Origin of the sequence: Streptomyces sp. B3I8 (assembly GCF_030816915.1) — a bacterium.
Taxonomy (GTDB): Bacteria; Actinomycetota; Actinomycetes; order Streptomycetales; family Streptomycetaceae; genus Streptomyces.
In genome coordinates, this window is the sequence record NZ_JAUSYN010000002.1 from 59,257 (window position 1) to 84,948 (window position 25,692).

Annotated in this window: 17 protein-coding genes and 2 pseudogenes; 7 read left to right on the top strand and 12 right to left on the bottom strand. The window is 73.5% G+C overall.

All coding sequences use genetic code 11. The annotated features are described in order from the left end of the window. The first annotated feature begins 164 nt into the window (after positions 1-164). The 3 genes from QFZ64_RS02515 (at position 165) to QFZ64_RS02525 (ending at position 4,029) form a co-directional block, all read left to right on the top strand. Positions 165-473, top strand: a complete 309-nt coding sequence (locus QFZ64_RS02515) for a hypothetical protein (RefSeq protein ID WP_307061844.1) — start codon at positions 165-167, stop codon at positions 471-473. A 197-nt stretch (positions 474-670) separates the two neighbouring features. Further along, positions 671-1,636, top strand: coding sequence for an STM4015 family protein (locus QFZ64_RS02520; RefSeq protein WP_307061846.1), 966 nt, complete (start codon positions 671-673; stop codon positions 1,634-1,636). Positions 1,637-1,695: 59 nt separating this feature from the next. After that, complete coding sequence (locus QFZ64_RS02525; protein WP_307061848.1) at positions 1,696-4,029, top strand: hypothetical protein; 2,334 nt, start codon at positions 1,696-1,698, stop codon at positions 4,027-4,029. Here the strand turns inward: QFZ64_RS02525 and QFZ64_RS02530 are convergent. The 9 genes and pseudogenes from QFZ64_RS02530 to QFZ64_RS02565 all read right to left on the bottom strand — a co-directional run bounded on the left by QFZ64_RS02530 (position 4,013) and on the right by QFZ64_RS02565 (position 17,864). Next, positions 4,013-5,893: a LamG-like jellyroll fold domain-containing protein gene (locus QFZ64_RS02530; RefSeq protein WP_307061849.1), complete on the bottom strand. Its 1,881-nt coding sequence runs from the start codon at positions 5,891-5,893 to the stop codon at positions 4,013-4,015. The genes QFZ64_RS02525 and QFZ64_RS02530 overlap by 17 nt on opposite strands. 105 nt (positions 5,894-5,998) lie before the next feature. Next, positions 5,999-6,370 carry a helix-turn-helix domain-containing protein gene (locus QFZ64_RS35260; RefSeq protein WP_373430719.1) on the bottom strand — a complete coding sequence of 124 codons (372 nt, stop codon included), beginning with the start codon at positions 6,368-6,370 and terminating at the stop codon, positions 5,999-6,001. An 82-nt stretch (positions 6,371-6,452) separates the two neighbouring features. Further along, a pseudogene (locus QFZ64_RS02535) lies at positions 6,453-7,994 on the bottom strand (GAF domain-containing protein); the annotation flags it as partial. 147 nt (positions 7,995-8,141) lie between these two features. Beyond that, positions 8,142-10,082 (bottom strand): acetoacetate--CoA ligase, encoded by a 1,941-nt coding sequence (locus tag QFZ64_RS02540; protein ID WP_307061853.1) that lies wholly within the window; start codon positions 10,080-10,082, stop codon positions 8,142-8,144. A gap of 184 nt (positions 10,083-10,266) precedes the next feature. Then, on the bottom strand, positions 10,267-13,419 hold the full coding sequence (locus QFZ64_RS02545) for a glycoside hydrolase family 38 C-terminal domain-containing protein (RefSeq protein WP_307061855.1): 3,153 nt from the start codon (positions 13,417-13,419) through the stop codon (positions 10,267-10,269). A 77-nt stretch (positions 13,420-13,496) separates the two neighbouring features. Next, positions 13,497-14,720: a glycoside hydrolase family 76 protein gene (locus QFZ64_RS02550; protein WP_307061857.1), complete on the bottom strand. Its 1,224-nt coding sequence runs from the start codon at positions 14,718-14,720 to the stop codon at positions 13,497-13,499. 56 nt (positions 14,721-14,776) lie between these two features. Beyond that, a complete protein-coding gene (locus QFZ64_RS02555) occupies positions 14,777-15,592 on the bottom strand; it encodes a carbohydrate ABC transporter permease (protein ID WP_307061859.1) in 816 nt (271 codons plus the stop codon). Between the two features lie 2 nt (positions 15,593-15,594). Further along, entirely contained in the window at positions 15,595-16,554 is a 960-nt protein-coding gene (locus QFZ64_RS02560; protein WP_307061861.1) for a carbohydrate ABC transporter permease, read from the bottom strand. After that, positions 16,551-17,864, bottom strand: coding sequence for an ABC transporter substrate-binding protein (locus QFZ64_RS02565; RefSeq protein WP_307061863.1), 1,314 nt, complete (start codon positions 17,862-17,864; stop codon positions 16,551-16,553). The genes QFZ64_RS02560 and QFZ64_RS02565 overlap by 4 nt, the downstream gene beginning before the upstream one ends. 292 nt (positions 17,865-18,156) lie before the next feature. On the opposite strand from QFZ64_RS02565, the gene QFZ64_RS02570 reads away from it, so the two are divergent. The 3 genes from QFZ64_RS02570 to QFZ64_RS02580 are packed head-to-tail and all read left to right on the top strand — an operon-like array spanning position 18,157 to position 21,883. Beyond that, entirely contained in the window at positions 18,157-19,875 is a 1,719-nt protein-coding gene (locus tag QFZ64_RS02570) for a class I mannose-6-phosphate isomerase (RefSeq protein ID WP_307061865.1), read from the top strand. A 59-nt stretch (positions 19,876-19,934) separates the two neighbouring features. After that, the gene (locus tag QFZ64_RS02575) at positions 19,935-20,837 is read left to right on the top strand and encodes an ROK family protein (protein ID WP_373430720.1); all 903 of its coding nucleotides are present in this window, start codon (positions 19,935-19,937) and stop codon (positions 20,835-20,837) included. A 44-nt stretch (positions 20,838-20,881) separates the two neighbouring features. Beyond that, positions 20,882-21,883, top strand: a complete 1,002-nt coding sequence (locus QFZ64_RS02580) for a LacI family DNA-binding transcriptional regulator (protein WP_307061869.1) — start codon at positions 20,882-20,884, stop codon at positions 21,881-21,883. A gap of 76 nt (positions 21,884-21,959) precedes the next feature. On the opposite strand, the gene QFZ64_RS02585 is transcribed toward QFZ64_RS02580, so the two are convergent. Genes QFZ64_RS02585 through QFZ64_RS02595 form a run of 3 tightly spaced genes read right to left on the bottom strand, consistent with a single transcriptional unit; the run spans position 21,960 to position 24,848 of the window. After that, positions 21,960-22,739 carry an ABC transporter ATP-binding protein gene (locus QFZ64_RS02585; protein ID WP_307071540.1) on the bottom strand — a complete coding sequence of 260 codons (780 nt, stop codon included), beginning with the start codon at positions 22,737-22,739 and terminating at the stop codon, positions 21,960-21,962. A 28-nt stretch (positions 22,740-22,767) separates the two neighbouring features. Beyond that, on the bottom strand, positions 22,768-23,757 hold the full coding sequence (locus QFZ64_RS02590; RefSeq protein WP_307071541.1) for an iron ABC transporter permease: 990 nt from the start codon (positions 23,755-23,757) through the stop codon (positions 22,768-22,770). Between the two features lie 32 nt (positions 23,758-23,789). Next, entirely contained in the window at positions 23,790-24,848 is a 1,059-nt protein-coding gene (locus QFZ64_RS02595; RefSeq protein WP_307061871.1) for an ABC transporter substrate-binding protein, read from the bottom strand. A gap of 266 nt (positions 24,849-25,114) precedes the next feature. On the opposite strand from QFZ64_RS02595, the pseudogene QFZ64_RS02600 reads away from it, so the two are divergent. After that, a pseudogene (locus QFZ64_RS02600) lies at positions 25,115-25,645 on the top strand (DeoR/GlpR family DNA-binding transcription regulator); the annotation flags it as partial. Positions 25,646-25,692 lie beyond the last annotated feature (47 nt).

Below are 25,692 nucleotides of genomic sequence, written 5' to 3' on the forward strand. Positions count from 1 at the left end.
GCCGACCGCGTGACGTACTTCCGACAGGACCGTGGCCACGGCGGTGACCCGGCCATGTCGGGCCACAGCAGGGCGTAGGTGCGGCGCAGCGGCCAGTCGTGCAGGGGGCGGTGCACCAGGTCCGGGGCCTACCTGGCCGTCCGGCGCCGCCTGGACGAGGGCATGTGTCTCCCTCCGGCCATCCGGGCCACCGCGGCCGGCATCCGGGCCCGGGCCACCCGTTTCGCCGGCCTCAACTGCCTGCTCCTCGCCCCGACGCGCTGTACGCCTACGCCGCGCACTCCCCGCACCCGGAGGTGGTCCGGCGCCGCGACGCGGACTTCTTCGCCCTCGACCACCGCCGCCACGCGGACTCCGTGGTCGTCGCGTCCACCGGCCGGCCGCAGGCGGCGCCCCGGTGGGCCACGCTCCCCGAGGACCACGTCCTGGAGATCAGGCGCGGCGATCTGTCGGCCGTGGTGCACGGAGGCTGAGGAGAAGAACCGGGGAGGCGGCGAGCCTGTGCCCACGCCGTTCCCGGTGCTCTCCCCACCCGGGCCGGGCCCGGTCGTGCGGGGCGGGGCGCGGCGGGCGTGGACGGTGGGGGCCGTCGGCGGCACGTCCGTGCTCCCGCTGTCGTGGGCTGCTGCTAGAAAGAACGCCGGTAAGTCGTCAACGGGCAAGGATCGTCATGGAGTTGCTGGCCGGAGCGGAGCGGCACCCGCTCGACGTGGATCACCTGGAGACGTTCCACGGGCTTCAGGTGCGAACCTTCGGGCCGCCCGGGGACCTGCGTCCGCTGCCGGACGACGTGTCCTCCGTGGCGTGGCGCCTGCGATGTGAGGAGGACGAGTTCCAGGACGACTACTGGGACCGTTTCGTGGCGACCGTCGAGCAGGAGCGGGTGCGTGCGCTCGTCTTCGGCGGCCCGTGGTTCGGCTCCGAGGAGGAGGAGCCGGAGGTGATCGACCGGCTCGTCGCCCTGCGCGACCGGCTGACCTCGCTGGAGGCGGTGTTCCTCGGGGACGTCGTCGCCGAGGAGTGCGAGATCTCCTGGATCCATCAGAGCGGCCTGGGCCCGCTGCTTGAGGCCTACCCCCGGCTGAGGGAGCTGGGCGTACGGGGCAGCGAGAACCTCGAGTTCCCGGTCACGCGGCACGAGGGGCTGCGCACCCTGCGCTTCGAGAGCGGGGGGCTGCCCGCCGCGATCGTGCGCAACGTCGCCGCGTCCGACCTGCCCGCCCTGGAGTGCCTGGAGCTGTGGCTGGGCGTGGAGCACTACGGCGGCGACACGACCCTGGACGACCTGGGGCCGCTGCTCGGCGGTGCGGGGCTGCCCTCCCTGCGTCAGCTGGGGCTGCAGAACAGTCCCGTGCAGAACGAGATCGCGGGCGCCGTGGCCCAGGCCCCGGTGGTGGCGCGGCTGGAGGCCCTGCGCCTGTCGATGGGCACGCTCGACGACGAGGGCGCCGCCGCCCTGCTGAGCGGGCAGCCGCTGACCCATCTGCGCTACCTGGACCTGCGCGGCGGCTACCTCGGGGACGCGATGATGCTGCGCCTGTGGGAGGCCCTCGAACCGGCGGGCGTGCGGGTGGACATGTCCGAGCAGAAGACGCACAAGCGGGACCGGGACCGCTACGTCAGCGTCGCCGAGTGACCCGCCCTCGCCCCTCCCCCTCTCCCCGTCCCGACCGCACACCGCCCCAGGAGACCGGCATGCCCCGCCCCGCGACCGACCTCGACGACCACGACCGGCGCCTCGTCAGCCGCGATCTGGATGCCCGGAAGCCCTGGCTCGACCCGGACGAACCCGTGGCGCTGGGCCACGTCCTGTACGCGGCCGGGGAGCTCGGCCGCGATCCCGGGGAGATCGGGTCCAGGCTCGCCGAGCTGGGATACCGGGTACCCCCCGCCGGCCTGCTGGCCGCGGCCAGGCCGGACGATCTGCCCCTGCTCGGCATCGGCAACCACAGCCGTCCGCCCTGGCTCGGCCCCGACGACACCGCCCTGCTGCGGGCCCATGTGGTGTGGACGGCGGACCGGCTGAAGCAGCCGCCCGCCCGGATCGCGGCCCGGCTCGCCGAACTGGGCCACCCGGGACCCGCGCCGGACAGCTTTCCGGAGCAACTGACGACGGCAGACCTGTACCTGGTCCGCGCCGAGGACCGGCTCCTGCCCGACGACGTCCCGGTGGGCGTCCTGCACCTCCTGAAGGCCGCGAACGCGTGGGGCGAGCCGCAGGAGGCGGAGCGGGAGCTGGCGGCGGTGGTCGCGGTACGCACCCGCATGACCGAGCTGGGCTACCGGGTCGATCCCGTCGTCATGGGGATCACCGCCGCCGATCTGACGCTGCTCGGCCAGGAGCCCGGCTACAGCGACCGGCTCCGCCCGGACCTCCCCGTGCCCCTGCACTACGTGCTGCGGGTGGCGCGGAAGCTGGAGCGTGCCCCGCACGAGGTCGCCGCGCGGCTGCGCGAGTTCGGCTACCGGTCGCTGCCCGAGGGGGAGTTGCCGCGTTCGGTGACCCAGGAGGACGTGGAGCTGGTGGAACGCGGCTGGAACTCCTGGCTCGCGCAGGACGACCGGAACTGGTTCCCGCACGTCGTCATGGCCGCCGCGAGGACCGGTGAGTCCCCCGCGCACGTCGCCCGCAGGCTGCGCGCGCTCGGTTTCACCGTCCCGGAGACGGCACTGCCCGAGGAGGCCTCGGCCGGGGACGTCGACCTCATCGACGGCGAACCCGTGCGGGGCGAGAACGGTTCCTGGCTGTCGCGCACGGAGCCGGTACCGGCCGGGCATGTGCTGTTCCGGGCGCACGAGCAGAAGAGGAGCGCGGCGTCGGTCGCGGCCCGGCTGCGGGAGCTCGGCTACACCCGGCTGCCCGATGTCCCCGACCGGGACATCACGTCGGACGACATCCGGCTCGTCAGCCCGCACGGGGACGGTGCCGCACCCGTGCTGAAGGACACCGTGCCGTGGGGCCGGGTCGTCCGGGCGGCGGCCGGCTCCGGTGCGAACCCGCGGGAGGTCGCGGACCGCTACCGGGAACTGGGGTACACCGACGTCGTCGTCCCGGACGGTCCGCTGCCGGACACCGTGCCCGCGCAGGACGCCCTCCTCGCCACCACCGACACCGGCTGGCTCCCGCCGGAGGCGGCCGTCCCCGTCCCGCACGTGGTGCGGCGGGCGCACGAGCAGGGCATCGCCCCGGCCGAGGCCGCCCGCCGGCTGCGCGCGCTGGGGTATCCCGACGTGCCCTCCGGGCTGCCGGAGACGGCGCACCCCGGCGACCTCGCGATGATTCACGAGGAGGCCCGTTCCGACCGGCCGTACCTCCCGCTCACCGGTGTCGGCGCGCGGCACGTCCAGACCGTCGCCGACGTCCTGGGGAGCAGCCCGCACGAGGTCGCGCTGCGGATGGCCGCCCTCGGGTACGCGCCGGCGTTCACCCCGCACCCCGACGACGCGGTGCTGGCGAGCCGCGACGCCGACGGGCGCGCCCCCTGGGTGGGGCGAGAGTGGGGCCTCGGGCACGTGCTGCTCGCCGCGAGGGTTCTCGGCCGCACCCCGGAGGAGGTCGCCGGCCGCTGCCGCGAACTCGGCTACGGCGCCTTCCAGTTCGGGAGTTGCGAGGTGCCGGACGCAGGGGGGTTCGAGGACGACGACATCGTGCTGCTCAGCGCGCACTGCGACGGCCGGGGGCCCTGGCTGACCTGGGAGCGGTCGCCGTCGCTCGTGCACGTGCTGCGCTGCGCGCGGGCCACCGGCCGCAGTCCCCAGCAGATCGCGGAGCGCTTGACCCGCCTCGGCCTGCACGTCATGGTCTCGCCGCACGTCGAGGTGGCGGACCTCGGTCTGGCGGAGGCCGTGGACCGGCGGGGCGGGCGCCACTGGGGGACGGGGGAACTGCTGGCGGTGGCGAGCCGGACGGGCCGGAGCCCGGCCGAGGTCGCCGCGCGCCTGCCCTTCCTCGGGTTCCAGGTGCCCGGACTCCCCTACCCGCAGCGGCGCCCGGGCCCCGGTACGGTGCGCGTCAGTCGAACGGGGTGAGGAAGTCGCGCACCGGGAGGGCGCGGTTGACGATGCGGGTGTCGCCCAGGGAGCCGTAGAGGCCCTGGCCGTAGCGCTCGTCGGACTGGGTGGCGCCGAGGACGAAGGGTTTGCCGAGGGTGGCGATGCCGGTCGACGGCTGCGTCGGATTGCGGGCGATCCTCGAGCCGTCGACGTACAGGACGGTGCGGCGCCCGTCGTTGACGACGGCGATGTGCATCCAGCGGCCGACGGGCACCGCGTGGCTCCATGACGTGGGGTCGGCGTCCTGACGTTCCGGGTAGACCACGAACTGGAGGAACCGCTCGGGCGACACGTTGAGGCTGCAGGTGGGCTCCAGCGGTGACCAGCCCGTGGTCTTGCCCGCGTCGCCGTTGCGGCCCTCCCAGCTCAGGATGCCCATCCAGGCGTGGTCCCCCTCGAAGGGCTCGGGCAGCCGGAGGAAGGTCTCGATGGTGTAGCCGTGGAGGAACTTCTCGCTGTTGAGGGCCGCCCGCGCGGAGGTCGTGAGGATGGCGCCGCGGTCGGGTTCCTTGCCGCCGTCGAAGCGCAGGCTGGCGTGGGCCGGCTGGCCGGGGTGGTGGTCGGCGGACCAGGTCAGGGTGTCGGAGTCGGCGCCCGCCAGCCGGCGCACGGTGAGGTCGTTGCCGTTGCCGGTCAGGTCGCGCACGACGGCCCCGTCGGCCACCGTGGCTCCCTCGGTGCCGCCGGCCCGGGTGCCGGCGGCGTCGAAGCGCCAGTAGGCGAGGGTGCCGCGGGGCATCACCGCGGCGGGCGGCCGGGGCTTCGCGGGGGTGACGGGCGCGAAGCGACGGAACCTGCGGCCGAAGTCGATGTCCAGGGTGAACCGGTCGACGGGGCCGGTCAGTTCGAGGTTCTCGGCCTCCAGCGGGCTGCGTTCCTCGGGGTCGCGGGACAGCAGCCAGGGGGCGAAGGTCTCCACGTCGACGACGCCGCGGACGAGGTCGAAGCCGTAGGTGCGGATCATTCCGGCGCCGCCGTAGTAGCGGTCCTGGTAGTTGGTGATGTGAACGTGGACATCGTTGTCGGCGTCGTTGGTCAGGACCGTGCGCCCGGGCGGCCAGTAGTGTCCGCCGAGGGCGAGGAAGATCTGGTCGTTGCCGCGGATCAGCCCGTTCCACAGGCGCGTGCCGTTGTCGGAGAGCTGGGCCTTGCCGTCGTCGTCCGCCCAGGCGATGTCGTGCGTGGTGAGGACGGCCGGCAGGGTCGGGTGCGCGTCGAGGACGCCCTGCGCCCAGCTCAGGCCCTTGTCCGACACCCGCCAGTCCAGGGCGAGGACGAGCCACTCGCGGCCGGCTGCGCGCAGCACGTGGTAGCTGTTGTAGCCGTCCGGCGAGGCGCCGCGGAAGGTCGGCATCGAGGCGTAGCGCGCGGGCCCGAACGCGGCGAGGTAGGCGGTGTCGCCGCGCTGGTCGTCGGTGCCGGAGCTGATGTCGTGGTTGCCCGCGAGGACGCTGTACGGGACCTTTCCGTGGATCGTGCGGAAGGTGGCGGCGGCGCGCGTGATCTCGTCCTCGGTGCCGTGTTCGGTGACGTCCCCGAGGTGGGTCATGAAGGCGATGTTGCGCGTGGACCGTTCGCCGACGAGGTGGCGGAAGGTCGCGGCCAGCGGGGCCGGGTCGGCGCTGTCGGCGTCGAAGAGGTACTGGGTGTCGGGGAGGACGGCGAGGGTGAAGCGCGGGCTCTCGCTGTCGAACCGGCCCGCGCGGCCGGGGGCGTCCGCCTGCGCCGGGGTGGCGGCCACGGCTGTACTGCCCGCGGCCGCGACACCGGCCGCGGGCAGTACGGCGGTCGCGCGCAGCAGTGTGCGTCTGTGCAGGGGGTGTGGTGATCGGTCCGTCATGACGGCTCCGTCCGGGGAGGAGAGGATCGGTGTGCTCGGGCAGGGCGTACGCTGCTCACCCGCCACGGCCGCACGGTGGCGGCGAGTTGAACGCCCGCTGCCGGGTTACCGACGATTGACGGGGCCGGACGGGTCGGCGTCTCGGGGGACGGGCCGGTCGGCGTCACCGGGAGCGGACGGGCCGGCGTCCCCGGGAGTGGCGGGGCGCAGTATCCGGTGCAGGCGCAGGGCGAGTTGGAGGTCCAGGGTGCGTTCCGGGTCGGACCAGTCCAGGTCGAGGAGGCGCCGGACGCGGTCCAGTCGCTGGGTGACGGTGTTGGGGTGCACGTGCAGGCGGTCCGCGCTGCGGGCGGGGGCTGCGGCCCGTGGCGAAGTAGGTCTCCAGGGTGGTGAGCAGTTCGGTGGCGCGCCGGGCGTCGTGACGCAGGAGCGGCCCGAGCGTCCGGTCGACGAAGTCGCCCGCGGCGGCGGTGTCACCGAGCAGCAGTCCGGTGTAGCCGAGGTCCGGGACGGTCGCGGACTCCCCCGTGCGGTCCAGTCGCAGCAGTGCCCGCGCGCAGGCCAGGGCTTCGCCGTGGGCGTGCGGGAGGTCGGCCGGGTCGGTGACGGGTCCGGCGGCGCCGACGGTGACCGGGGTGCCGAGCCGGAGGGAGAGGGAGGCGGCGAGCTGCCGGCCCGTCGGGGCCGGGTCCGTCGAGGGCAGGGCGAGCACGGCGTAGCCGTCCCGGACCGTGGCCAGGCCGCCGCGGGCGGCGGCCAGTTCGGCCGTGGCCGCGGACAGCGGCGGCAGTCGGCGGGCGGCGGGGTGGGCGACGAGGACGACGTGGGGTTCGCGCGGCCGGCGACCGAGGCGCCGGGCGCGTTCGGCCAGTGCCGCTCGGGCCCGGTCGGAACCGTCGAGCAGGGCGTCGAGGAGGTCGCCGCCCGCACGTGACTCCGCCGCGGCGAGTTCCCGGGCGAACAGCCGTAGCAGCGCCGCCGTCGCCGCCGTGCGTTGCAGCAGGCGCAGGTCGGCGTCGGTGGCGTCGCCGGTGGGTGTGTCCGGTGCCCAGACCAGGGCGCCGAGGGAGTCGTCGCCCGTGTGCAGTGCCGTCACCCAGCAGCCGTCGGCCCGGGTGCTGCCCCTCGTGCCCTCGGGCGTGCGGCCCGCCGCCCGGACCATCGTGTGCAGCCGGTCCTCGGGCGTGCCGTCGGTCCATGCCGGCGGGGTGCGCGATCCGTCGACGACGGCCAGGCAGCCGCCGAGGAAGTCCCGGGCGCCGCCGAGGAGTTCGCGCAGTCCACCGCCCCGCAGGACGAGCTCCGTGCCGTGGTCGTGGGCGGCCAGTTCGCGGGCGGTGGCGCGGGCGCGTGCCTGAAGTGCCGTGTGTGCCGCGCGGGCCTCCCGCAGGGCCCGTTCCCCGTCGTCCAGGAGTCGGGCGCGGGCGATCGCGGCGGCTGCCGGGGCGGCGAACGAGGCGAGCCGGAGCACCGCCTGCGCGGCAAAGGGGCCGGCCGTGCGGTTGGACGCGTACAGGACACCGGTGACGTGACCGCGGTGCACCAGCGGGACGCCGAGGATGGCCCTCTGCCGTTCGGCGCGGGCCGAGTTGTCCACGGCGGCGTCGTGGTCGAGGCGCCGGTCGTGGAAGTAGTCGGGGGTGGCCAGCGGCACGGCCGACTCGGCGACCCGGCCGCCGATGCCCGTGCCGAACGGGATGCGTACGCCCTTCCAGTCACCGGTGGTCGCCCCGGCCATGACCCGTACGTGGGTCTCCGGGCGTGCGGGGTCGTTCAGGCTGAGGTAGGCGAGGTCGCAGTCGAGGAGCCGCCGGGCGCGGGCGACGACGGAGGTCAGCACGGTGTCGGTGTCGCCGGTGGCCCCGGTCAGCTCGGTCGCGGAGGTCAGCAGGTCCCGTTCGGATGCGGGGCGGGCGCGTCGGGACGTGAGCGGAGTGTGCCGGGCGCCGTACCGGTCGCGCAGCCGCAGCGCGAGGCGGTACTCCTCCCGCAGGGTGTCCGCGTCGGCGCCGGGGGCCGCGAGGGCGGCCCGCAGGGCGTCCGCGTAGGCGGAGGCCGGTGCCCCTTCGGCCAGCAGACGCAGGAAGGTGTGCCGTGTCATGTCGATACCCCCGGAGCCGGGCCGCCCTGCCACCAGTCACCGGTCACCGTAGGGCAGCCGGCCGCTCCGGGGCCACGGGGCCCCGAGTACGGCCGGTACCTACCGCGGCCGTACCTACCGCGGCCGTACCCGCCGCGCCCGTCCGCTTCACGCGCGCCGTGCCCGGTGCTTCGCCAGCCGTACGAAGAACTCCAATGCCGCGGGGTCGTCCACGGCGGTCGGCGCGGCGACGGTGCCGGGGTCCGCGCCCATGAGGATGCGTTTGACCGGGACCTCCAGTTTCTTGCCGGTCCTGGTGTGCGGGACGGCCGGCACCGCCATGATCTCGTCGGGCAGGTGCCGGGGCGAGGCCCGGTGCCGTATCTCGCGGCGGATGCGGTCGCGCAGGGCGTCGTCGAGCACGGCGCCTTCGCGCAGGGCGACGAAGAGGGGCATCCAGTAGCCGCCGTCGGGCAGTTCGGTCCCGATGACAAGGGCTTCGCCGATCTCGGGCAGGTCCTCGACGGCCGCGTAGAGGTCCGCGCTGCCCATGCGGACGCCGTTGCGGTTGAGGGTGGCGTCCGACCGGCCGTGGACCACGACGGAGTCGCGTTCGGTGCGCGTGATCCAGTCGCCGTGCCGCCACGCGCCGGGGTACGTGGCGAAGTACGCCTGCCGGTGGCGTTCCCCGGACGCGTCGCCCCACAGCGCGAGGGGCATGCTGGGCATCGGGCGGGTCACGACGAGTTCGCCCACCTCGTCGACCAGCGGCCGCCCGCGCGGGTCCCAGGCCTCGACGGCGACGCCCAGGCAGGGCGCGGAGATCTCGCCGGGGACCACGGGGACGGTGGGCGCGCCGCCGACGAGGGCTCCCACCACGTCCGTGCCGCCGCTGACGGGGACGAGGGGGGCGTGGTCGCCCACCCGGGCGGTGACCCACGCGTGGGCCCGGGCCGGGACGGGCGAGCCGGTGGCGATGATCTGCCGCAGGGCGGACAGGTCGCAGAGCCGGCCCGGGGACACGTCCGCGCGCTCGCAGGCGGCGAGCAGGCCCGGGCTCGTCCCGAAGTGGGTGACCCGGTGTGCGGACACCGCCCGCCACACGGCCGTGGGGTCGGGGTGGGTCGGGCTGCCGTCGTACAGCACCGCGGTGGCCCCCACCAGCGGCGCGGAGACGAGCAGGTTCCAGACGACCCAGCTCGGGGAGGTCGCCCAGAGCAGCCGGCTGCCGGGGCCGAGGTCCCAGTGCAGGGCGAGGGTCTTGTACATCTCGAGCTGGACGCCGCCGTGGCCGTGCACGATCCCCTTGGGGACGCCGGTGGTCCCGGAGGAGAACAGCACCCACAGGGGGTGGTCGAACGGCAGGGCCACGGGCTCCAGGGCGGCCTCGCCCGCGGTCAGTTCGCGCCAGTCGAGGCAGTCGGACGGCACCGTGGCGCGCAGCCGGGGCACGACGACCGTGTGTGCGGGGCCGACCGCCTCGCGCAGCGCCGTCAGGGCCGGTCCGCGATCGCGGTCGACGCCGGCGTGGCGGTGGCCGTCGGCGGCGATCAGCACCTTGGGGGCCAGCGGGCCGAGCCGGGCCGCCGCGGCCTCCGGTGCGTAGTCCGAGCCGACCGAGGCCCAGACCGCGCCGATGCTCGCGGCCGCGTAGAAGGCGACCGCCGACTCTGCGCTGTTGGGCAGACAACCGGCCACGCGGTCGCCCACAGCGACGCCGAGGGAGTTCAACGAGCGGGCGAAAGCGGCCACTTGGCGACGGAACTCACCGGCGGCCAGGGGCTGAGCGGTGCCGTCCTCGCGGACAGTGATCAGCGCCGGTTCCCGTGGGTCACCTTCCCTGAGCAGTCCGTCGGCGTAGTTCGTGCGGACGCCGGGGAACCAACGGGCCCCCGGCATCAGGTCCTCCTCCAGCACAGCCTGGTAGGCGGTGCGGAACGGCACGCCGAGGTACTGCTGCACGGCGGACCAGAAGCCGGGCAGATCGGTCACCGACCAGCGGTGGAGCTGCCCGTAGTCGGAGAAGCGCAGCCCCCTTCTGACCCCCAGCCAGCGGCAGAAGCCGCCCAGGGCCGAGGCGTCCTCGTCCAGCGGCCTCGGCCCGGTCACCGCGTGCTCCCGCCGTCGGCCGTGACGGTTCTTTTCTGCCGCATCCCTGTCCTCCTGCCTCCCTGCCCGACGTCTCCCCCAGTGAAGGGCGGAGCGCGGGCAGGGGGCGATCCCCCGGAGCACACGGATTCGGACGTTCCCCTGGGCCGGAGCACATACCGGCCGCGGGAGCGCGCCGGGCGGGTCAGCCGTCGTTTCCGGTGCCGGCCGGGGACAGGTGCAGGAGGACGGCCGCGGTGCCGAGCGCCGGGAGGTCGGCCGGGATCGCGCCGTCCGGTTCCGGGGCGAGGTCGCGCGGTGCCCGGCCCAGGTAGGTGGTGTGCGCGGCGCGGGCCACGGGGAACGGGGTGCGCAGGCGACAGGTGACGGGGGTGTCGGCCACCGACTGAAGGCGCACCAGGAGTTGGCCGTCGGCCGGGACGGTGAGTCCGACGAGCCGTACCCGGGGATCGTCCAGGCCGAGGAACTGTGTCCACGCCGGGGAGTCGCCACCGGTCGCGGCGCGGGCGCGGACGGGCACCAGGGGGTGGCTGGTGACGGCGGCGACGCGGGCGGCGTGGACCGAGGGGTGTCCCTCGGCCGTGGTGAAGCCGACGCTGTAGCGGAAGACGTGGTCGAACGCCTGCTGGGCGGGGAAGTTGGTGTCCCAGATGTTGTTGTGCACCCAGGAGAAGACGGTGGCCGGTTCCTCCCTCGGCAGCGACTGCGGATAGGGCACGTAAGGGATCGCGATGCCGCCGAGCTGGACGAGCGGGGCGTCGGCCGTCGCCAGGGCGGCGTGGTGGGTGCCGTCGCTGAGGCTGATCCAGCGCCGGACGGCCCGCATGTGGGCCGCCGAGCCCGGCACGGTCTCGCGGTCGGCGCCCAGGACACCGCCGGTGGCCTCCGTATGTACGGCGGGGTGGTCGAGGGCGAAGGGGAAGGCGAAGAAGGCGCTCTCCTTGGTGAGGGTGGCCGTCTTGTCGACGCGGTTCTCGATGTCGAGGCGGGCCGCGTCGTGCGGCAGGCGCAGCGTCGTACGGAGTCTGCGGGTGCCGGCCGGGGCGCATTCGTAGACGAGGGTCTGTCCGGTGGCGTCCGTGGTGCGCTCGACGAGCGCGGCGGGCGGGGCGGTGCTGCGGGAGGCGAGCAGGTGCATCGAGTCGTCGGCGACGGTCTTGCTGGACTGGTGGTTGAACCCGCCGGCCGTGGCGTACTCGTCGTACACGTAGCCGTTGAAGCCCACCACGGCGTCCTGGCGCACCAGTTCGCGGCCGGTGGCCCGGTCGGTGATCGAGGAGACGCACGCCTGGCGCAGGTCGACGGTGACGCGCAGGTGGGCGTTCTCCAGAACGGTGGCGTCGGCGGGTGTCGTCGGCTCCGTCTTCTCCTCGCCCCGTGCGACGGGTTCGGCGGCGGGGACGACGTCGAGGCGTACGGCCCCGCAGGCCGGGACGTCCGTGACGGGCACGTTCAGGAAGCGGCCGGCGGCGCGGTGGCGGTCGTTGCTCTGCGCCTCCTCGGCGAAGGGCAGGGCGGTGCCGGTGCGGGCGTCGAGGACCCGGACCGCGTCCCCGAGCGCGACGGTGCTCTCCGGGAGGAAGAGCCGGGCCGTCTCGGTGCGCGGCCAGCCGCAGGTGTTGACGACGTAGAAGGACGCCTGCGCGTCCGGGCCGGGTGCGAAGGCCTCGCCGAGCAGGGCGCCTGCGGCGTCCAGAAGGGTCTCGGCGTCGTCGTGGGCGCGCACGGCCTGGGAGTACTTCCAGTGCCACTGCTTCTCGCCGGAGCCGTGGCCGTGCTCGCCGTGGGTCCAGGGGTCGCCCGCGCCCCAGGTGTGTTCGTTGAACAGGGAGGCGGAGCGGTAGACGGCCGGGGCCCGCGCGGTGACGGCCGCGCTCTCGGGTACGCCCTTCAGGTGGGCGTACGCGGCCACGGTCTGCGCCTCGGCGAGGGCGGCCTGTCCGCGCCGGACGGCGGCCAGCGGGACGGCGCCGGCGCCGACGCCGTCCACCCACCAGTCGGTCCAGTCGCCCCGGTAGGTCTCCAGCCGGTCCCCCACGCGCTTCTCCGCGTCCTCGAAGAAGTCCTGGTTGCGGGAGGCGCGCAGTCGCGGGTACGCCCACTGTTCGTTCCAGCGGCGCACCGTGTCGGAGATGACGCGGCGGGGCGGGCCGTTGTCCGCGAACTTGCCGAGCACCCGCAGGTGCAGGACGTCCCACGGGTAGGGGTCGGCCGTGCCGGGCAGGTCGAGGGCGGGGAAGCCGGGGATGCCGCGCCCCTGGTGGGGGTAGGGGTGGCGGGCCAGGGCGCTGAGGTAGGCGGGGAGCAGGTCGTCGACGTGGTCGTAGGACTCGTCGAAGCCGAGGATCGAGCCCTCCATGTAGGCCAGGCCGTGCGGGGTGTCGGTCCGCCAGACCAGGACGCTGTTGCCGCTCGGCGCCTGCCAGCGGAACAGCCGGGGAAGGTGTTCCCCGCCGACGAGGTGGGGCACGGCGCGGCCCGCCCAGTTGTGCGCCACGGACAGGTGGCGGATGCCGTGGTCCGCGAGGACGTCGGGCAGCCCCACCACCTGGCCGGGCACATCGGTCTGCATGGCCGTGGTGACGTCGATGCCGTGCCGCTCGCGCAACTCGGCCATGGGGCGCAGCAGTTCGTGCAGTTCGTCGGTGGAGCAGGTCTCGGTGTGCAGGTTGAACGGCAGGGCCGTGAGTTCGACGCGCCCCTCGCGGACCCGGTCCAGGAGGTTCTCCACCTGGCGGCCGGGCCGGTGCGCCCGCCAGTCCTGGAAGGAGTGGAGTCCCTCGACGGCCCAGCGGAACCGGGCGGGGTCGGGCCAGTCGTCGGTGTCTCGGCACAGTTCGAGGAGGGAGTCGAGGTAGGCGCGGCTCTCGGCCATCACCCTGCCCTGGGGGTCGGTGTAGCCGATGTCCAGGTGGGAGTGCTGGACCAGGTGCAGGGTCCAGTGGCGCTGGGGGTGCGCCTCGAAGGTGAGGTGGGTGCCCTCTTCGAGTTCCGGGAGTTCGATCAGCAGGGTGGTGGGCGCGTCCACCTCCGGGACCAGAAGGCGGGTGTCGCCGTCCGGTCCCGGAAGGAGGGCGCAGTGGACAGGGGTGCCCCCGGCGGTGGTGACGCGGGCGGTGGTGAGGTGCCGGGCGAGGCGGGTGCCGTCGGGGTGGGTCACCCCCAGGCGGACGGACTGCAGCAGGCCGCCCCTGTCGTCGTGGCGCAGCAGGGGCTCGCCTGACAGCCGCACCCGCGCGCCGCCGAGGTCGGCGGTGGTGGCCACGCGCTCCTTGAGCAGGTCGCGCGCGAGGTCGGCGTCCCACCAGGAGGGCCGGGTGAGCGGTGGCTTGGGCATGGTGCGTGGGGTCCTTTGCCTCGAGGGTGCGGGAGTGCGGTGGCACGGTCCGTCGCGTCAGGCGTGCCGGCGACGCGTCAGGCGTGGCGACGGGGCTGGTGGGTGGTCTCGGCGAGGGTGGCGAAGATCTGGACCATGGCCGACTGGTTGAGGGTCGCGGCCGGTGCCGCCGGGTCGTAGTCGCCGCCGTTGGAGGGCTGGAAGCGGAACAGCCCGGTGGCAGGGTCCCGGTTGGACTTGTACGTGCTGTCCGCGTAGGCGCTGATGGCCTTCAGGTAGGCCGGGTCGTGCCGGACGGCGTCCAGGTCGAGGAGGTCCTTGAAGTAGAAGGAGTTGAAGACGGCCGGCTGGTCGTGGAGCCTGCTGCCCTCGGTCCAGTACGCCAGGGAGCCGGTCGCGTCCTCCACCGCGTTCTTCAGGTACGTGGTGTCGCCGGTGCCGCGGTAGAGCGCGGTGGCGGTTCCGATCATGGCGCCGGAGTTGTAGGTCCACAGGGTCTCGTTGGTGCTGCCGTCGTCGCCGCGGTCGTTGACGTACAGGCCGGGCGCCTTGCGCATGCAGGAGTGCACCCAGCCGTACCACTGCTCGGCCCTGTCCAGGTAGGCGCGGTCGTGGGTGTGGGTGTAGAGGCGGGCGGCGAGCTGGGCCGACAGGGCGGTGACGTTGGTGGCCCGGATGGTGTTGTTCGGCGAGTCGAACCAGTCCATGCCGCCCGGGCACGCCTTGGCGGTGTCGTCGTCCCACGCCCGGGAGACGACGGGCACGACCTGCTCGGCCCGCTTCAGCAGGCGCTTGTCGCCGGTGGCCTCGTACTGGTCGAGCTGGGTGAGGGCGACGACGGCGTTGTCGTCGTAGTACACGTCACCGCCCCCGCCGAGGGGGGCGGGCAGGTACGAGGCGTAGCCGGGGCGCTCGCCGCCGGTGTGGTAGAGCTGCGCGGTGTCGAACCGCTCGGCGGCGTCCTGCCGGTAGGCGGACCCGGTGCCGGGCAGTTCCTGCATGTCCACGGCGGCCTGCGCGGCCTCGCGGAACGGCCACAGGTAGGAGTGCTCCTGGTCGGTGGCCTGCCGGGGGGTCTGCTCCAGGTACAGCCCGTGGCTGCCGGGGCCCTGGTACAGGTTGTCCTGCAGTGCGCGGTAGGCGCCGGTGGCGCGGTCGGCCCAGGTGCCGGAGGAGACGGGGCGGGCGGGTTCCGAGCCCTTGGTGTGCGCGGTGTCCTGGGCGTGGGCGGGGGCGGCGGTCCAGAGCAGTCCGGCGCAGAGCACGGGGGCGGTGGCACGGAGGAGCAGTGAGCGCGGCATCGATGTGTCCCTTGAGACGAGGAGGAATGCTACGAGGACGAGAAGGGTGTGCGGGATCAGCGGTGGATCTTCAGGCTGCTGACGAAGAACCGCTGGGCGGAGAAGAACAGCACCAGGGTCGGCAGGGAGACCAGGAGGGCGCCGGCGAGCACGACGGGCGGCCCGACGTTGGAGTAGTTGCCCTGCAGATCGGCGAGCGCGGCCATGACGGGCCGGATGTTGCGGCTGGTGACCATGGTGATGCCGAACATCAGGTCGTTCCAGACCGCGACGAACTGGAACACGAACACGGCGATCATGGCGGACCGGGTCAGCGGGACGTGGATCTGCCAGTACACCCGCCACCAGGACGCGCCGTCGATGCGCGCGGCCTCCACGACCTCGCGCGGCAGCGTCAGGGTGTAGTTGCGCATGACGAAGAAAGCGAACGGGATCGCGATCGCCGTGTAGATCAGCACGAGCCCGAACTGGGTGTCGTAGAGGGAGGTGTGCGCGTACGACAGGAACAGGGGCCGCAGGAAGACCTGGAGGGGCAGCAGGGTGCCGGAGTAGATCACCCAGAACCACACCGCCTGCCGTCTGACGGGCATGACGACGGTGGCGAAGGCGGCGAAGCCGGCGAGCACCGCGGCGGCCACGGCGCTGACCACGGCGTACACCAGGCTGTTGCCGAGCGCCGGTCCGAGGTTGGCCTTGTCCCAGGCCTGGGACATGTTGTCGAAGAGCCCGAAGTCCTGGGGCAGCCAGTGCGGGCTGCCGGAGTAACTCGTCGCGGGGACGAGCGCGTTGACGACGAGGAGCCAGGTGGGGACCAGCCACAGCAGGGCGAGTACCGCGAGGGTGGTGTTGCGCAGAACGCGGCCGAGGGACATGGTCACACGCCTTTCACGTCGAGCTGGCGGCGCAGGTAGAGCCAGGAGGCCGCCAGCACGATCACGGTGAGGACGACCGCGATCGCCGCTCCCGCGCCGGGCCGCAGCTCCAGGAAGGTCTCGTTGTACATGGACACGGCGAGCGTCTCGGTGGCCCGGCCGGGGCCGCCCTGGGTGAGGACCCAGATGAGGTCGAACGACTTGAGTCCGTTGACCAGGCTCATCCCGATCACGATGATCGAGACGGGGCGGAGCTGGGGCAGGACGATGTGGCGGAACTGCTGCCAGCCGGTCGCGCCGTCCAGGGCGCCTGCCTCCAGGGTCTCGGGCGGGATGGACTGCAGTCCGACGAGGAAGAGGATGACGGCCACGCCGGTGGCCTGCCAGGCGTTGGCGAGGATCATGACGAGGGTGTTGCCGGGCCAGGTCAGCAGCCATCCCTGGGCCAGGGAGTCGAGTCCCAGGTTGGTCAGGACCTGGTTGACGGCGCCGTCGGTGGTGAGCATGAAGTTCCACACCACCGCCACCGCGGATCCCGACAGGGCGTAGGGGAGGACGACGCACAGTCGGGCGAGGCGGGAGAAGCGGCTGGAGTCGGTCAGGCAGGCGATGGCGAGGCCGAGCACGAACGGCAGCGCGACCGTGCCCACCACCCACAGCAGAGTGTTCTCGATGGAGCGGGACAGGGCCGGGTCGGAGGCGAACAGCGTGTAGTTGTCGAACCAGCTGAACGGCGAGGTCCGCGAGTCGCCGAAGAAGCTGCGGTAGATCGTCCAGACGAACGGGGCCAGCAGGAACAGCGCGACCAGGAGGACGGCCGGGGCCATGAAGCCCCCCGCCATCAGGCGTTCGCGCAGACCGTGCCGGGAGCCGCCGAGGGGCGTGCGCCGTTTCGTGCGCCGGGGTGCCGCCGTACCGCCGGCCGCGGTCGGCGGGTGTCGGTCCGTCAGGGAGGTGCTCATGCTTCGTCTCGCTTCCAGGCGGCCCATTCGTCGTGTGCGCGGTCCTGCATCCGGCGCAGTGTCGTGGCCGGGGAGGTCTGTCCGGCCATGAATCCGCCGAGGTCGTCGGTGTTGCCCTGGATGAGGCTGGGCGGGCCGGCCTCCCAGTAGCGGACCAGCGGCAGCCGGTGGTCGCGGGCGATGTCCCGCTGGAGAGCGGCCACCACCGGGTTGCTCGAGCGCACCGTCGGGTTGGCCGAGCTGTCCTGGAGGAAGTCGCTCCAGACGCGCTGGACGGAGGGGTCGAGCCAGGACGCGATGTTCGCCATCGCCGCCGTGTGCGAGGAGGCGTGGCTGGGGACGGCGAAGACTCCCGACTCGGCGATCACGCTCTTCGCGGTGGTGGGGCGCACCGTCGGCAGGATGAAGGCGCCGTAGTCGGTGCCCGGTTTCAGGCCCGCCGCGGCCATGCCGGCCGACTGCCAGGTGCCGTGCAGGAACATGCCCACCGTGCCCTCCTTCAGGGCGCCGGGGCCGCGTGCCTGGTCGAAGTCGGGGGGTGTCATCCAGCCCTTGCGCATGAAGTCGTGCCAGAGGTCCATCGCCCGGCGGGCCGGTTCGTCGGTGTACGAGGCCTGGCCGGCCGCCAGCCGCTGGTAGAAGTGCGGGTCGGTCTTGCTGACCAGTTCCTGGAACCACTCGATCGCGGGCCAGCCGCCCACCTGGCTGGCGAGGAACGGGGTGATCTTGTTCCGTTTGAGCACCTCGGCACAGTGCAGGAGTTCCTCCCAGGTTCCCGGGGCGGAGAGTCCGAGCTTCTTGAACACCGGGACGCTGTAGAAGAGCACGTAGTACGACTCGTACAGGGGGATGCCGTACACCGTGCCGCGGTAGGAGAAGGCGTCCCGGGACTCGCTGCGGACCCAGCCCTTGTCCGCGTAACCCTTCCAGACGCCGCCCAGGTCGGTGAGTCCGCCGGCCCGGGCGAGGCGCTTGAGCTGGTAGCCGGAGGCCCACTTGACGAGGTCGGAGGACTTCGAGGTCTGCAGGGTCATCTGCACGACCTGCTGGTAGGAGGTGACCGACGGGTTGGACAGCGGCCGCAGCGAGTAGCCGGTGATCTTCTTCAGTTCACGGCCGGCCGCGCGGTACCCGTCGTCCCAGGTGGCGTTGTCGTTGGAAATGCTCGTGGTCCCCGGCTGCGCGGACGTTGCTGTGCCCCGCGCGCAGCCCGCCGCCGTCAGGGCGGCCGCACCGGCGGCCGCCCCGGCGAGGAAGCGGCGCCGGGCGAGCGGCGCCGCCGCACGGCTGGTCCTGCCCGATGCTGACATTGATCACCTTCACGGAATCGGGCCATTGCGTGGCCGGATGTGAAGCACAGGGCGCGTGCCACCGGAGAACATCCCGGAGCTGCCCGGTACGTGTTGCGTGGAGGTTAACGACACCATTCCGGCGGTAGCAAGACTTCAGGGCGAAGAGAATCTGTCCAGACGAGCCGGGTCAGACAAAATGCATGGTCACAAGCTTTCACCCCTCCGGGAAAAGCGACACAACCTCCATGGACATCCCCGGCCAAGCGTTGTTATCGTTAACTGACCTCGTGGAGCCGAGCAAGGAGTCGCTGTGCCCGTGTCCCGTTCGTACGACCCCCTCCCCAGCTACCCGCCGGCCGCCGGGGAAGTGACCGCCGGCTGGTCCGCACCGGCCGCTGAGCTGCCGCCCGGCCCGCTGGTCCTGGCGGTGGACGGCCCCGCGGCCCTCGACTGGGCGGCACTGGCCGACGGTCTCGCGGGCGCCGTGCGCGCCGCGGGCCGTGCGGTGGACCTGCTGGACGTCCGCGCGCACTACGCGCCGGCGGCCGGGGAGCGGATCGCCGCCCGCCCCGTCCCCGCCGACGACCCGTTCTTCACACCCCTGTCCACGGCGCGGATCGAGGACCTCTTCGACGCCGTTCCGCACCCCGTGCGCCCCTCCGGGGACGGAGTGCTGGTCGTGTACGGTCCGGGCGCCTCGCTGTGCGGGCCGGACGTGCTGTGGTACGCGGACCTGCCGAAGCGGTACGCCGAGGCCGCCGTGTCCCGGGGCGAGCTGCCGGTCGGCGTCAACCTGGGGCGACCCGCGGGACCCGGCGATCTCGTGCGCCTGTTCTACACCGACTGGCCCGTGCAGGACCGGCACCGTGACACGCTCGCGGGCCGGGTCGACCAGTGGATCGACACGCAGGACCCCGCCCGCCCCGCCTCGCTGGACGGCACCGCGCTGCGCGGCACGCTGGCGCACCTGGCCCGGGGCCCGGTGCGCACCCGTCCCTACTTCAATTCCACACCGTGGGGCGGCCAGTGGGCGGCGAGCGAACTCGGCTTCACCCCGCAGGCCGGCAACACCGCCCTCGGCTACGAACTGATCGCGCCCGAGGCGGGCGTACTGGTCGGGGACAGGGGCGGCGCACAGGTCGAGCTCCCGTTCCAGCTCCTGTGCGTCGAGCACCCCCGGGATCTGCTCGGCGAGGACGTGCACCGCCGGTTCGGCACGTCCTTCCCGATCCGGTTCGACTATCTCGACACCATGGGCGGCGGCAACCTGTCCCTGCACCTGCACCCGCGGGAGCGGTACATGCGGGAGGTGTTCGGCTGGCCGTACACCCAGCACGAGACGTACTACGTCACGGCGCGGGAGGACGGCTCCCGGGTGCTGCTCGGTCTCACCGAGCACGCGGACCTCGACACCATGCGGCACCAGGTGGAGGAATCCATCACCGAGGGCACACCGCTGCCCGTCGAGGAGTACGTCCAGTCCCACCCGGCGGACGTGGGACAGTTGTTCATGATCCCGGCGGGCACCCCGCACGCCTCCGGCGCGGGCAACCTGGTGCTGGAGGTGAGCGCGACGCCGTACCTGTACTCCCTGCGGCTCTACGACTGGCTGCGCAGGGACGCCGCCGGTGCCTCCCGCCCGCTGCCCTACGCGCACGGTTTCGCCAACCTGGACCCGGCCCGGCGCGGGGCGGACGTCACGAAGGACCTGGTCCAGCAGCCGCGCACGCTGCGCGACGGGGAGGGGTGGCGCGAGGAGGTCATCGGCGCGCTGCCCGAGATGTTCTACGCGGTGCACCGCCTCGTCGTGGCGTCGGGCCACGCCGTCCCCGACGACACCGCGGGCCGTTTCCACATCCTCAACGTCGCCGCGGGCGAGGGCGCCGTCGTCGAGACGCACGACGGCCGCACGCACACGCTGGCCTTCGCCGAGACCCTCACCGTGCCCGCCGCGGTCGGCGCGTACCGTGTCCGGGCGCTGGGCGGTGCCGAGGTGCGGATCGTCAAGGCCCTGGTGGTGGAACCGTGACCGGGGACGCCAACGGACGGACCCCCGCCGGGCGGACCTCGGCCCCGGCTTCGGTGCCGGTGCCGGTTCTCGACATCGGCGGTACGCACGTCACCGCCGCGCTCGTGGACCCCGCCGCCCGCGCGCCCGTCCCCGGCGCGGTGCTGCGCGCGCCGCTCGACGCGCACGCGGCGGCCGGCGACCTCCTGGACACCGTCGCCCGGGCCGCCCTCGCACTGCCCGCCGGGCACGGCACGCGCTGGGGCGTGGCGATCCCCGGTCCGTTCGACTACGCCACCGGCGTCGGCCGTTTCACCGGCGTGGGGAAGTTCGAGTCGCTGTCCGGCGTCGACGTCGGGGCCGGGCTGCGCGCACGTCTGCCCGGCCGTGCGCGGCGGCTGTGCTTCCTCAACGACGCCGACGCGTTCGCGCTCGGCGAGTACGACTCGGGTGCCGCCGCGGGGCACGACCGGGTCGTGTGCCTGACGCTGGGCACGGGTGTGGGGTCCTCGTTCCTGTCCGCCGGCCGCCCCGTCCACACCGGGCCCCTGGTCCCGCCGCACGGACATGTGCACCGGCTGACGGTGCACGGCCGGCCGCTGGAGGACACGGTCTCGCGCCGCGGCATCCGCGGCCACTACGCGCGCCTCTCCCCCGTGGCGGACGGCCGCCCCCTCCCCGACGTCCGGGAGCTGGCCGCCCTCGCCGCGAAGGGCGACGCCGCCGCGGCCGAGGCGTTCCGCTACGCTTTCGAGGCACTCGGACTGGCCCTGGCTCCCTGGATCGACCGCTTCGGCGCAGGCGCGGTGGTCATCGGCGGTTCCATGGCCCGCTCGTGGCACCTGATCCACCCCGCGCTCACCGCGGGGCTGGCCTCGGCCGGCGGACCGGACGTACCCGTACGACCGGCCCGGCATCCCGAGGAGGCCCCCTTGACCGGGGCCGCCCGCTGGGCACAGGGCGCACCGGACGACACCCCGTGAGGACCGGGGCGCCGGGGCGGGCAGACGGAGGAAGGGGCAGGGGGATGACCGCTCGCCGGGGCAGCGTGCCGACCATGCAGGACGTCGGCAGGCTCGCGAAGGTCAGCGCCATGACCGTGTCGCGCGTGCTCAAGAACGACCCCGGCGTGTCCGAGGCGACGCGTGAGCGGGTCTTCGCGGCGGTCGACCGGCTGGGCTACCGCCGCAACCAGACGGCGCGCAGTCTCCGCCTCGGGGGCAGCGGGATGATCGGCCTCGTCGTCACCAACCTCGCCAACCCCTTCTACTCACGGCTCGCGCTCGGCGTCCAGGAGATCGCGACGGAGTACGGCTTCCGGATGCTGCTGAGCAACTCCGGCGAGCAGCCCGACCGGGAACCGGAGCTCATCGACGGGCTCGTCGACCACCAGGTCGAGGGGCTGATCGTGGTCCCGGCGGGCAGCCGGCAGCAGCACCTGGTCGCGGCCATGCGGCACGTCCCGGTCGTCTTCGCGGCGCGGCCGCCCGCCGGGCTCGACACCGACTGCGTCCTGGTCGAGGACTTCCACGGCGCGCGCGAGGCCACCGCCTGCCTCCTGGCCGACGGGCACACCCGGGTCGCGTTCCTCGGCAATCCGCCGGCGCTCTACACCGGAGCCGAACGGCTGCGCGGGTTCTGGGCGGCGCACGAGGAGGTCGGCATCGAGCCGGACAACGCCCTCATCCGCCAGGGCCTCGTCGACTCGGCCGCGGCGGAGCGGGCCACCGTCGAACTGCTCGGGCAGGCCGAGCGGCCCACCGCGCTGTTCTGCACCAACAACCGCATCAGCCAGGGCGCGATCCGCGCCCTGTACAAGGCGGGCGTCACTCTGCCGGTCGCCGGTTTCGACGACTTCGACCTCTCCGACGTCCTCGGTCTGCCGCTGACCCTCGTCTCGTACGACGCCGACGAGGTCGGCCGGCAGGCCGCGCGGCTGCTCATCGACCGCCTCGAACACCGTGACGCGGCCCCGCCGGCCGCCCGCCGTGTCACCGTCCCCACCCGGGTCGTCCGCCACGGCGGCTGACCCCTCAACCCGCCTGAGGCCTGTTGCGAAAGTCCCGCCTGCCCCGCGGGCGGACGACGGGACTTCGCAACAGGCCTTAATCGTGTGCGAGGGGCCGGGCGGCGTAGGTGAGGCGGACGACGCCGTCGGCGTGGCGTTCGGTGTGCGCGCGGACGCCGAAGACATCGGCGAGGAGGTCCGGGGTGAGCACCTCCAGTACGGGGCCGGCCGCCGCCACGGCTCCGTCGTGCAGGACGACCAGGCGGTCGCAGAGGCGGGCGGCGAGATCGAGGTCGTGCAGGACGGCGAGGGTGGTCACGCCGGTCGCGCGGATCAGGTCGAGCAGTTCGAACCGGGCCCGGACGTCCAGGTGGTTGGTCGGCTCGTCCAGCACGAGCAGTCCGGGCTCCTGGGCCAACGCCCGGGCGAGCAGTACGCGTTGGCGCTCGCCGCCGGACAGGGAGGCGAACTCCCGGTCGGCGAGGGGCCGTACCCCGCAGCGGTCGATGGCGTCGGACACGGCCTCGTGGTCCGACGGCCCGTCCCGGCCGAGCAGTCCGTGGTGCGGGGCGCGTCCGAGGGCCACGATCTCGGCGACGGTCAGCCCGGTGGTGTTGCCCCCGGGGTCCTGGAGGACGGCGGCCGTACGGCGGGCCGCCGTCCGCGGTGACAGCTCCCAGACGTCGTCCTCCCCCACCTTGACCACTCCGTCCGCCGGGCGGAGCGAGCGGTACACGGTGCGCAGCAGGGTGGACTTGCCGCTGCCGTTGGGGCCGACGAGGCCGACGACGTCGCCCGTGCGGACGTCCAGGCTGACGTCGCGCAGGATCGGCCGGCGCCGCAGGACGACGTGGAGCCGGTCGACGGTGAGGTCCATGCGCTCTTCCATCGGGTCTCCCATGCGGTCAGTCCAGTCCCTTGTCGCGACGCAGCAGCCACAGGAAGAAGGGGGCGCCGAGCAGCGCGGTGAGGATGCCCAGGGGCAGTTCCTCGGGGCGGTCGAGGGTGCGCGAGAGCAGGTCGACGAGGACCAGGTAGACGGCACCCAGCAGGGCGGTCAGGGGCAGCAGGCGCCGGTGGTCGGCTCCGGTGGTCAGCCGCACCAGGTGCGGGATCATCAGGCCGACGAAACCGATGGTGCCGGCGACGGCGATGATCGTGCCGGTCAGCAGCGCGGTGAGGACCAGCAGGACGGCGCGCAGCCGGTTGACGTCGGTGCCGAGCGCGGTGGCCGACTCGTCGCCGGCCAGCAGCACGTTGAGGCGGCGGCCGAACCCGGTCAGCAGCACGGTCGTGGTGAGGACCACCGCGGTGACCGTGGGCAGTTGGTCCCACTGGGCGCCCGCGACGCTGCCCAGCGTCCAGAACATGACCGTCCGCAGCTCGGTGGGGGTCGCGTGGAGCTGGACGTAGCTGGTCGCGGAGAGGAAGACGTAGCCGACGGCGACGCCCGCGAGGACCAGCCGGGTCGGGGCCAGCCGCCCCCGGCTCCGGCCGAGCGCGAAGACGAGGGCGCCGGCGGCCACCGCGCCCACGAAGGCCGCCGCGGACACCCCGAGCCCGGCCACCGCCGCGCCCCCGCCGAGGGTGAGGACGAGGACCGCGCCGAGCGTGGCGCCGTAGGAGAAGCCCAGCACGAGGGGGTCGGCCAGGGGGTTGGCCACCACGGTCTGCAGCACCGCGCCGGTCACGGCCAGGCCCGCGCCGGCCAGAGCCGCCAGGACCACCCGCGGGGTGCGGAAGTTCCAGACGATCTGGTCGAGCGCGGGGTCGGACGATGCCGCTCCGAGGCCGGTGACGTGGTGCAGGACGATCCCCCACACGTCGCCGAGCGGGACGTTCACGGCGCCCACGCTGATCGCCACGATCATGACGGCGACCAGCAGGACGGGCAGGAGTACGAAGGCCAGCGGGACCTTGACCCTGCTCAGAACGCGTCGGGGTGCAGCAGCTTCGCGACCCTCTCCACGGCCAGGTCGTTGCTCGGGCCGAGGTACATCGAGTCGGACAGCGTCACGTACGTGTTGTTCCTGGCGGCCGGCCACTGGGGGAACTCCTTGAACAGTTTCCTGGCGTACGCCGCCGGGTCGGAATCGTTGAAGCCAAGGACGACGACGGCGTCGACGTCGGTGGCGGCCACCTTCTCCTTGCTGAGGTCGGCGAAGAGGGTGGTGGCGGCGCCCTCGAAGGCGTTGGTGCCGCCGGCCCGGGCGAGGATGTCGTTGACGATGCCGCGGGCGAACACCGAGCTGAAGGCGTTGTTGCCCATGGCCATGTCGGAGAACAGGACCATGACCTTCGGCTTCTCCTGCCCCCTCTTCGCTGCCGCCTTCTCCACCTTCCGGGAGACCGCCGCGATGTGCTTCCTGGAGGCGGCGATGAGCTTCTCGGCCCGGTTCTCGACGTGGAAGATCTTTCCCATGTCGCGCAGCAGCCGGTAGCTGTCGGCGACGGTCATCCTGGAGGGGTCGTCGTCGCAGCCCTGCGGGGAGACGTAGGTGTGGGCCCCCACCTGTTCGAGCTGCTCGCGGGTGGCGAAGCCGTTCTTCTGGTCGAAGCCGTACGTGGTGACGGACAGGACGAGGTCGGGGCGCAGTCCGAACATGGCCTCGCGGGGGATGTCGGAGGCCTCGTTGAGCTTGATGTCACCGGTGGGCAGTGCCTTGACGGCGGCGGCCCGGCCGGCGACCTCGGACATGCCCCAGCTCTGCTGGTTGGCGATGATCCGGTCCTTCAGGCCGAGGGCGAGGAGGGTGGAGACCTCCGCGACGGAGGCGCCGTTCATGACGACGACCCGGCTGGGCGCCTTCTCGAAGGTCTCCTTGCGTCCGCAGTTGTCCAGCGTGACCGGATAGCCGGACCCGGCACCCGCGGCCCCGTCCGCTCTCGTACTCTCCTCATCTCCGCCGGAGGAGGAGCCGCACGCCGCCGTGAGCAGACACAGGGCGGCGGTCAGGGCGGCCGCGACCGGCCGGTTCAGCGACATACGGGCTCCTTGCGCAGGGGCGTCGGCGGAGTGAGAGGTTCCGCCCCAGTAGTCGGACCGGGACGGCCGTGAGTTCCCGGCCGGGTGAACTTCCCACTCCCGCGCGCCGAGCGCCCTCACCGTCAGCCGCACGTGGCCGGCGCCGGTACGGGTCGGGCGACGGCCGGTGCGTCAGCCCCGGGAGGTGCGGGTGGCGGTGTAGCGGACGGTGAGGGGAAGGGCGGGCCTGGCCGCGTCACGTGAGCCGCCCGAGGTGAACCAGTACCGCCAAGCGCCGCATCGCGGCAGAGGTGGCGTCGCTCCTCACCGACGGGGAGACCGTCCTGCTGGACAGCGGCACGACCTGACTGGAGGTCGCACGGCTGCTGCGCGGGCGGCAGGTGACCGTGATGCCCCTGTCCCTGCGGGCGATCGGGATTCTCGGCGACTCCCCCGAGCCGACCTCGCTCCTGGTCCCGGGCGGGCGGCCCCGCGTCGGTGAGGGGGCCCTCACCGGCCCCCTCACCCTCGCCTCCCTGTCGGCGCTGCGCTTCGACACGGCCGTCCTGGGCTGCTGCGGTCTGTCCGCGGCCGACGGGATGACCGCCTACGACCTCGACGAGGCCGCCGTGAAGAAGGCGGTCATCGCCTCGGCACGCCGGGTCGTCGCCGCCGCCGACGGCGGCAAACTCGGCCGCACCGCCCACGCCCACGTCGGGCCGGCCTCCCTCGTGCACCTCCTCGTCACCGACGCGAGCGCCCCCGCCGACGAGGTCGCCGCGCTGAAGGGGGACGGCGCCACCGTCAGGACCGTCTGAGGCGCCGCGTCCGACGGCCACCGCGCATCGCGTCACGGGGGGGCATG

What these genes read in the sequence shown, in the direction of transcription:
- QFZ64_RS02520 (WP_307061846.1), top strand. Translation starts at nt 671, where the DNA reads ATGGAGTTGCTGGCCGGAGCGGAGCGGCACCCGCTCGACGTGGATCAC.
- QFZ64_RS02525 (WP_307061848.1), top strand. Translation starts at nt 1,696, where the DNA reads ATGCCCCGCCCCGCGACCGACCTCGACGACCACGACCGGCGCCTCGTC.
- QFZ64_RS02530 (WP_307061849.1), bottom strand. Translation starts at nt 5,893, where the DNA reads ATGACGGACCGATCACCACACCCCCTGCACAGACGCACACTGCTGCGC.
- QFZ64_RS02545 (WP_307061855.1), bottom strand. Translation starts at nt 13,419, where the DNA reads ATGCCCAAGCCACCGCTCACCCGGCCCTCCTGGTGGGACGCCGACCTC.
- QFZ64_RS02550 (WP_307061857.1), bottom strand. Translation starts at nt 14,720, where the DNA reads ATGCCGCGCTCACTGCTCCTCCGTGCCACCGCCCCCGTGCTCTGCGCC.
- QFZ64_RS02555 (WP_307061859.1), bottom strand. Translation starts at nt 15,592, where the DNA reads ATGTCCCTCGGCCGCGTTCTGCGCAACACCACCCTCGCGGTACTCGCC.
- QFZ64_RS02560 (WP_307061861.1), bottom strand. Translation starts at nt 16,554, where the DNA reads ATGAGCACCTCCCTGACGGACCGACACCCGCCGACCGCGGCCGGCGGT.
- QFZ64_RS02565 (WP_307061863.1), bottom strand. Translation starts at nt 17,864, where the DNA reads ATGTCAGCATCGGGCAGGACCAGCCGTGCGGCGGCGCCGCTCGCCCGG.
- QFZ64_RS02580 (WP_307061869.1), top strand. Translation starts at nt 20,882, where the DNA reads ATGACCGCTCGCCGGGGCAGCGTGCCGACCATGCAGGACGTCGGCAGG.
- QFZ64_RS02585 (WP_307071540.1), bottom strand. Translation starts at nt 22,739, where the DNA reads ATGGACCTCACCGTCGACCGGCTCCACGTCGTCCTGCGGCGCCGGCCG.
- QFZ64_RS02595 (WP_307061871.1), bottom strand. Translation starts at nt 24,848, where the DNA reads ATGTCGCTGAACCGGCCGGTCGCGGCCGCCCTGACCGCCGCCCTGTGT.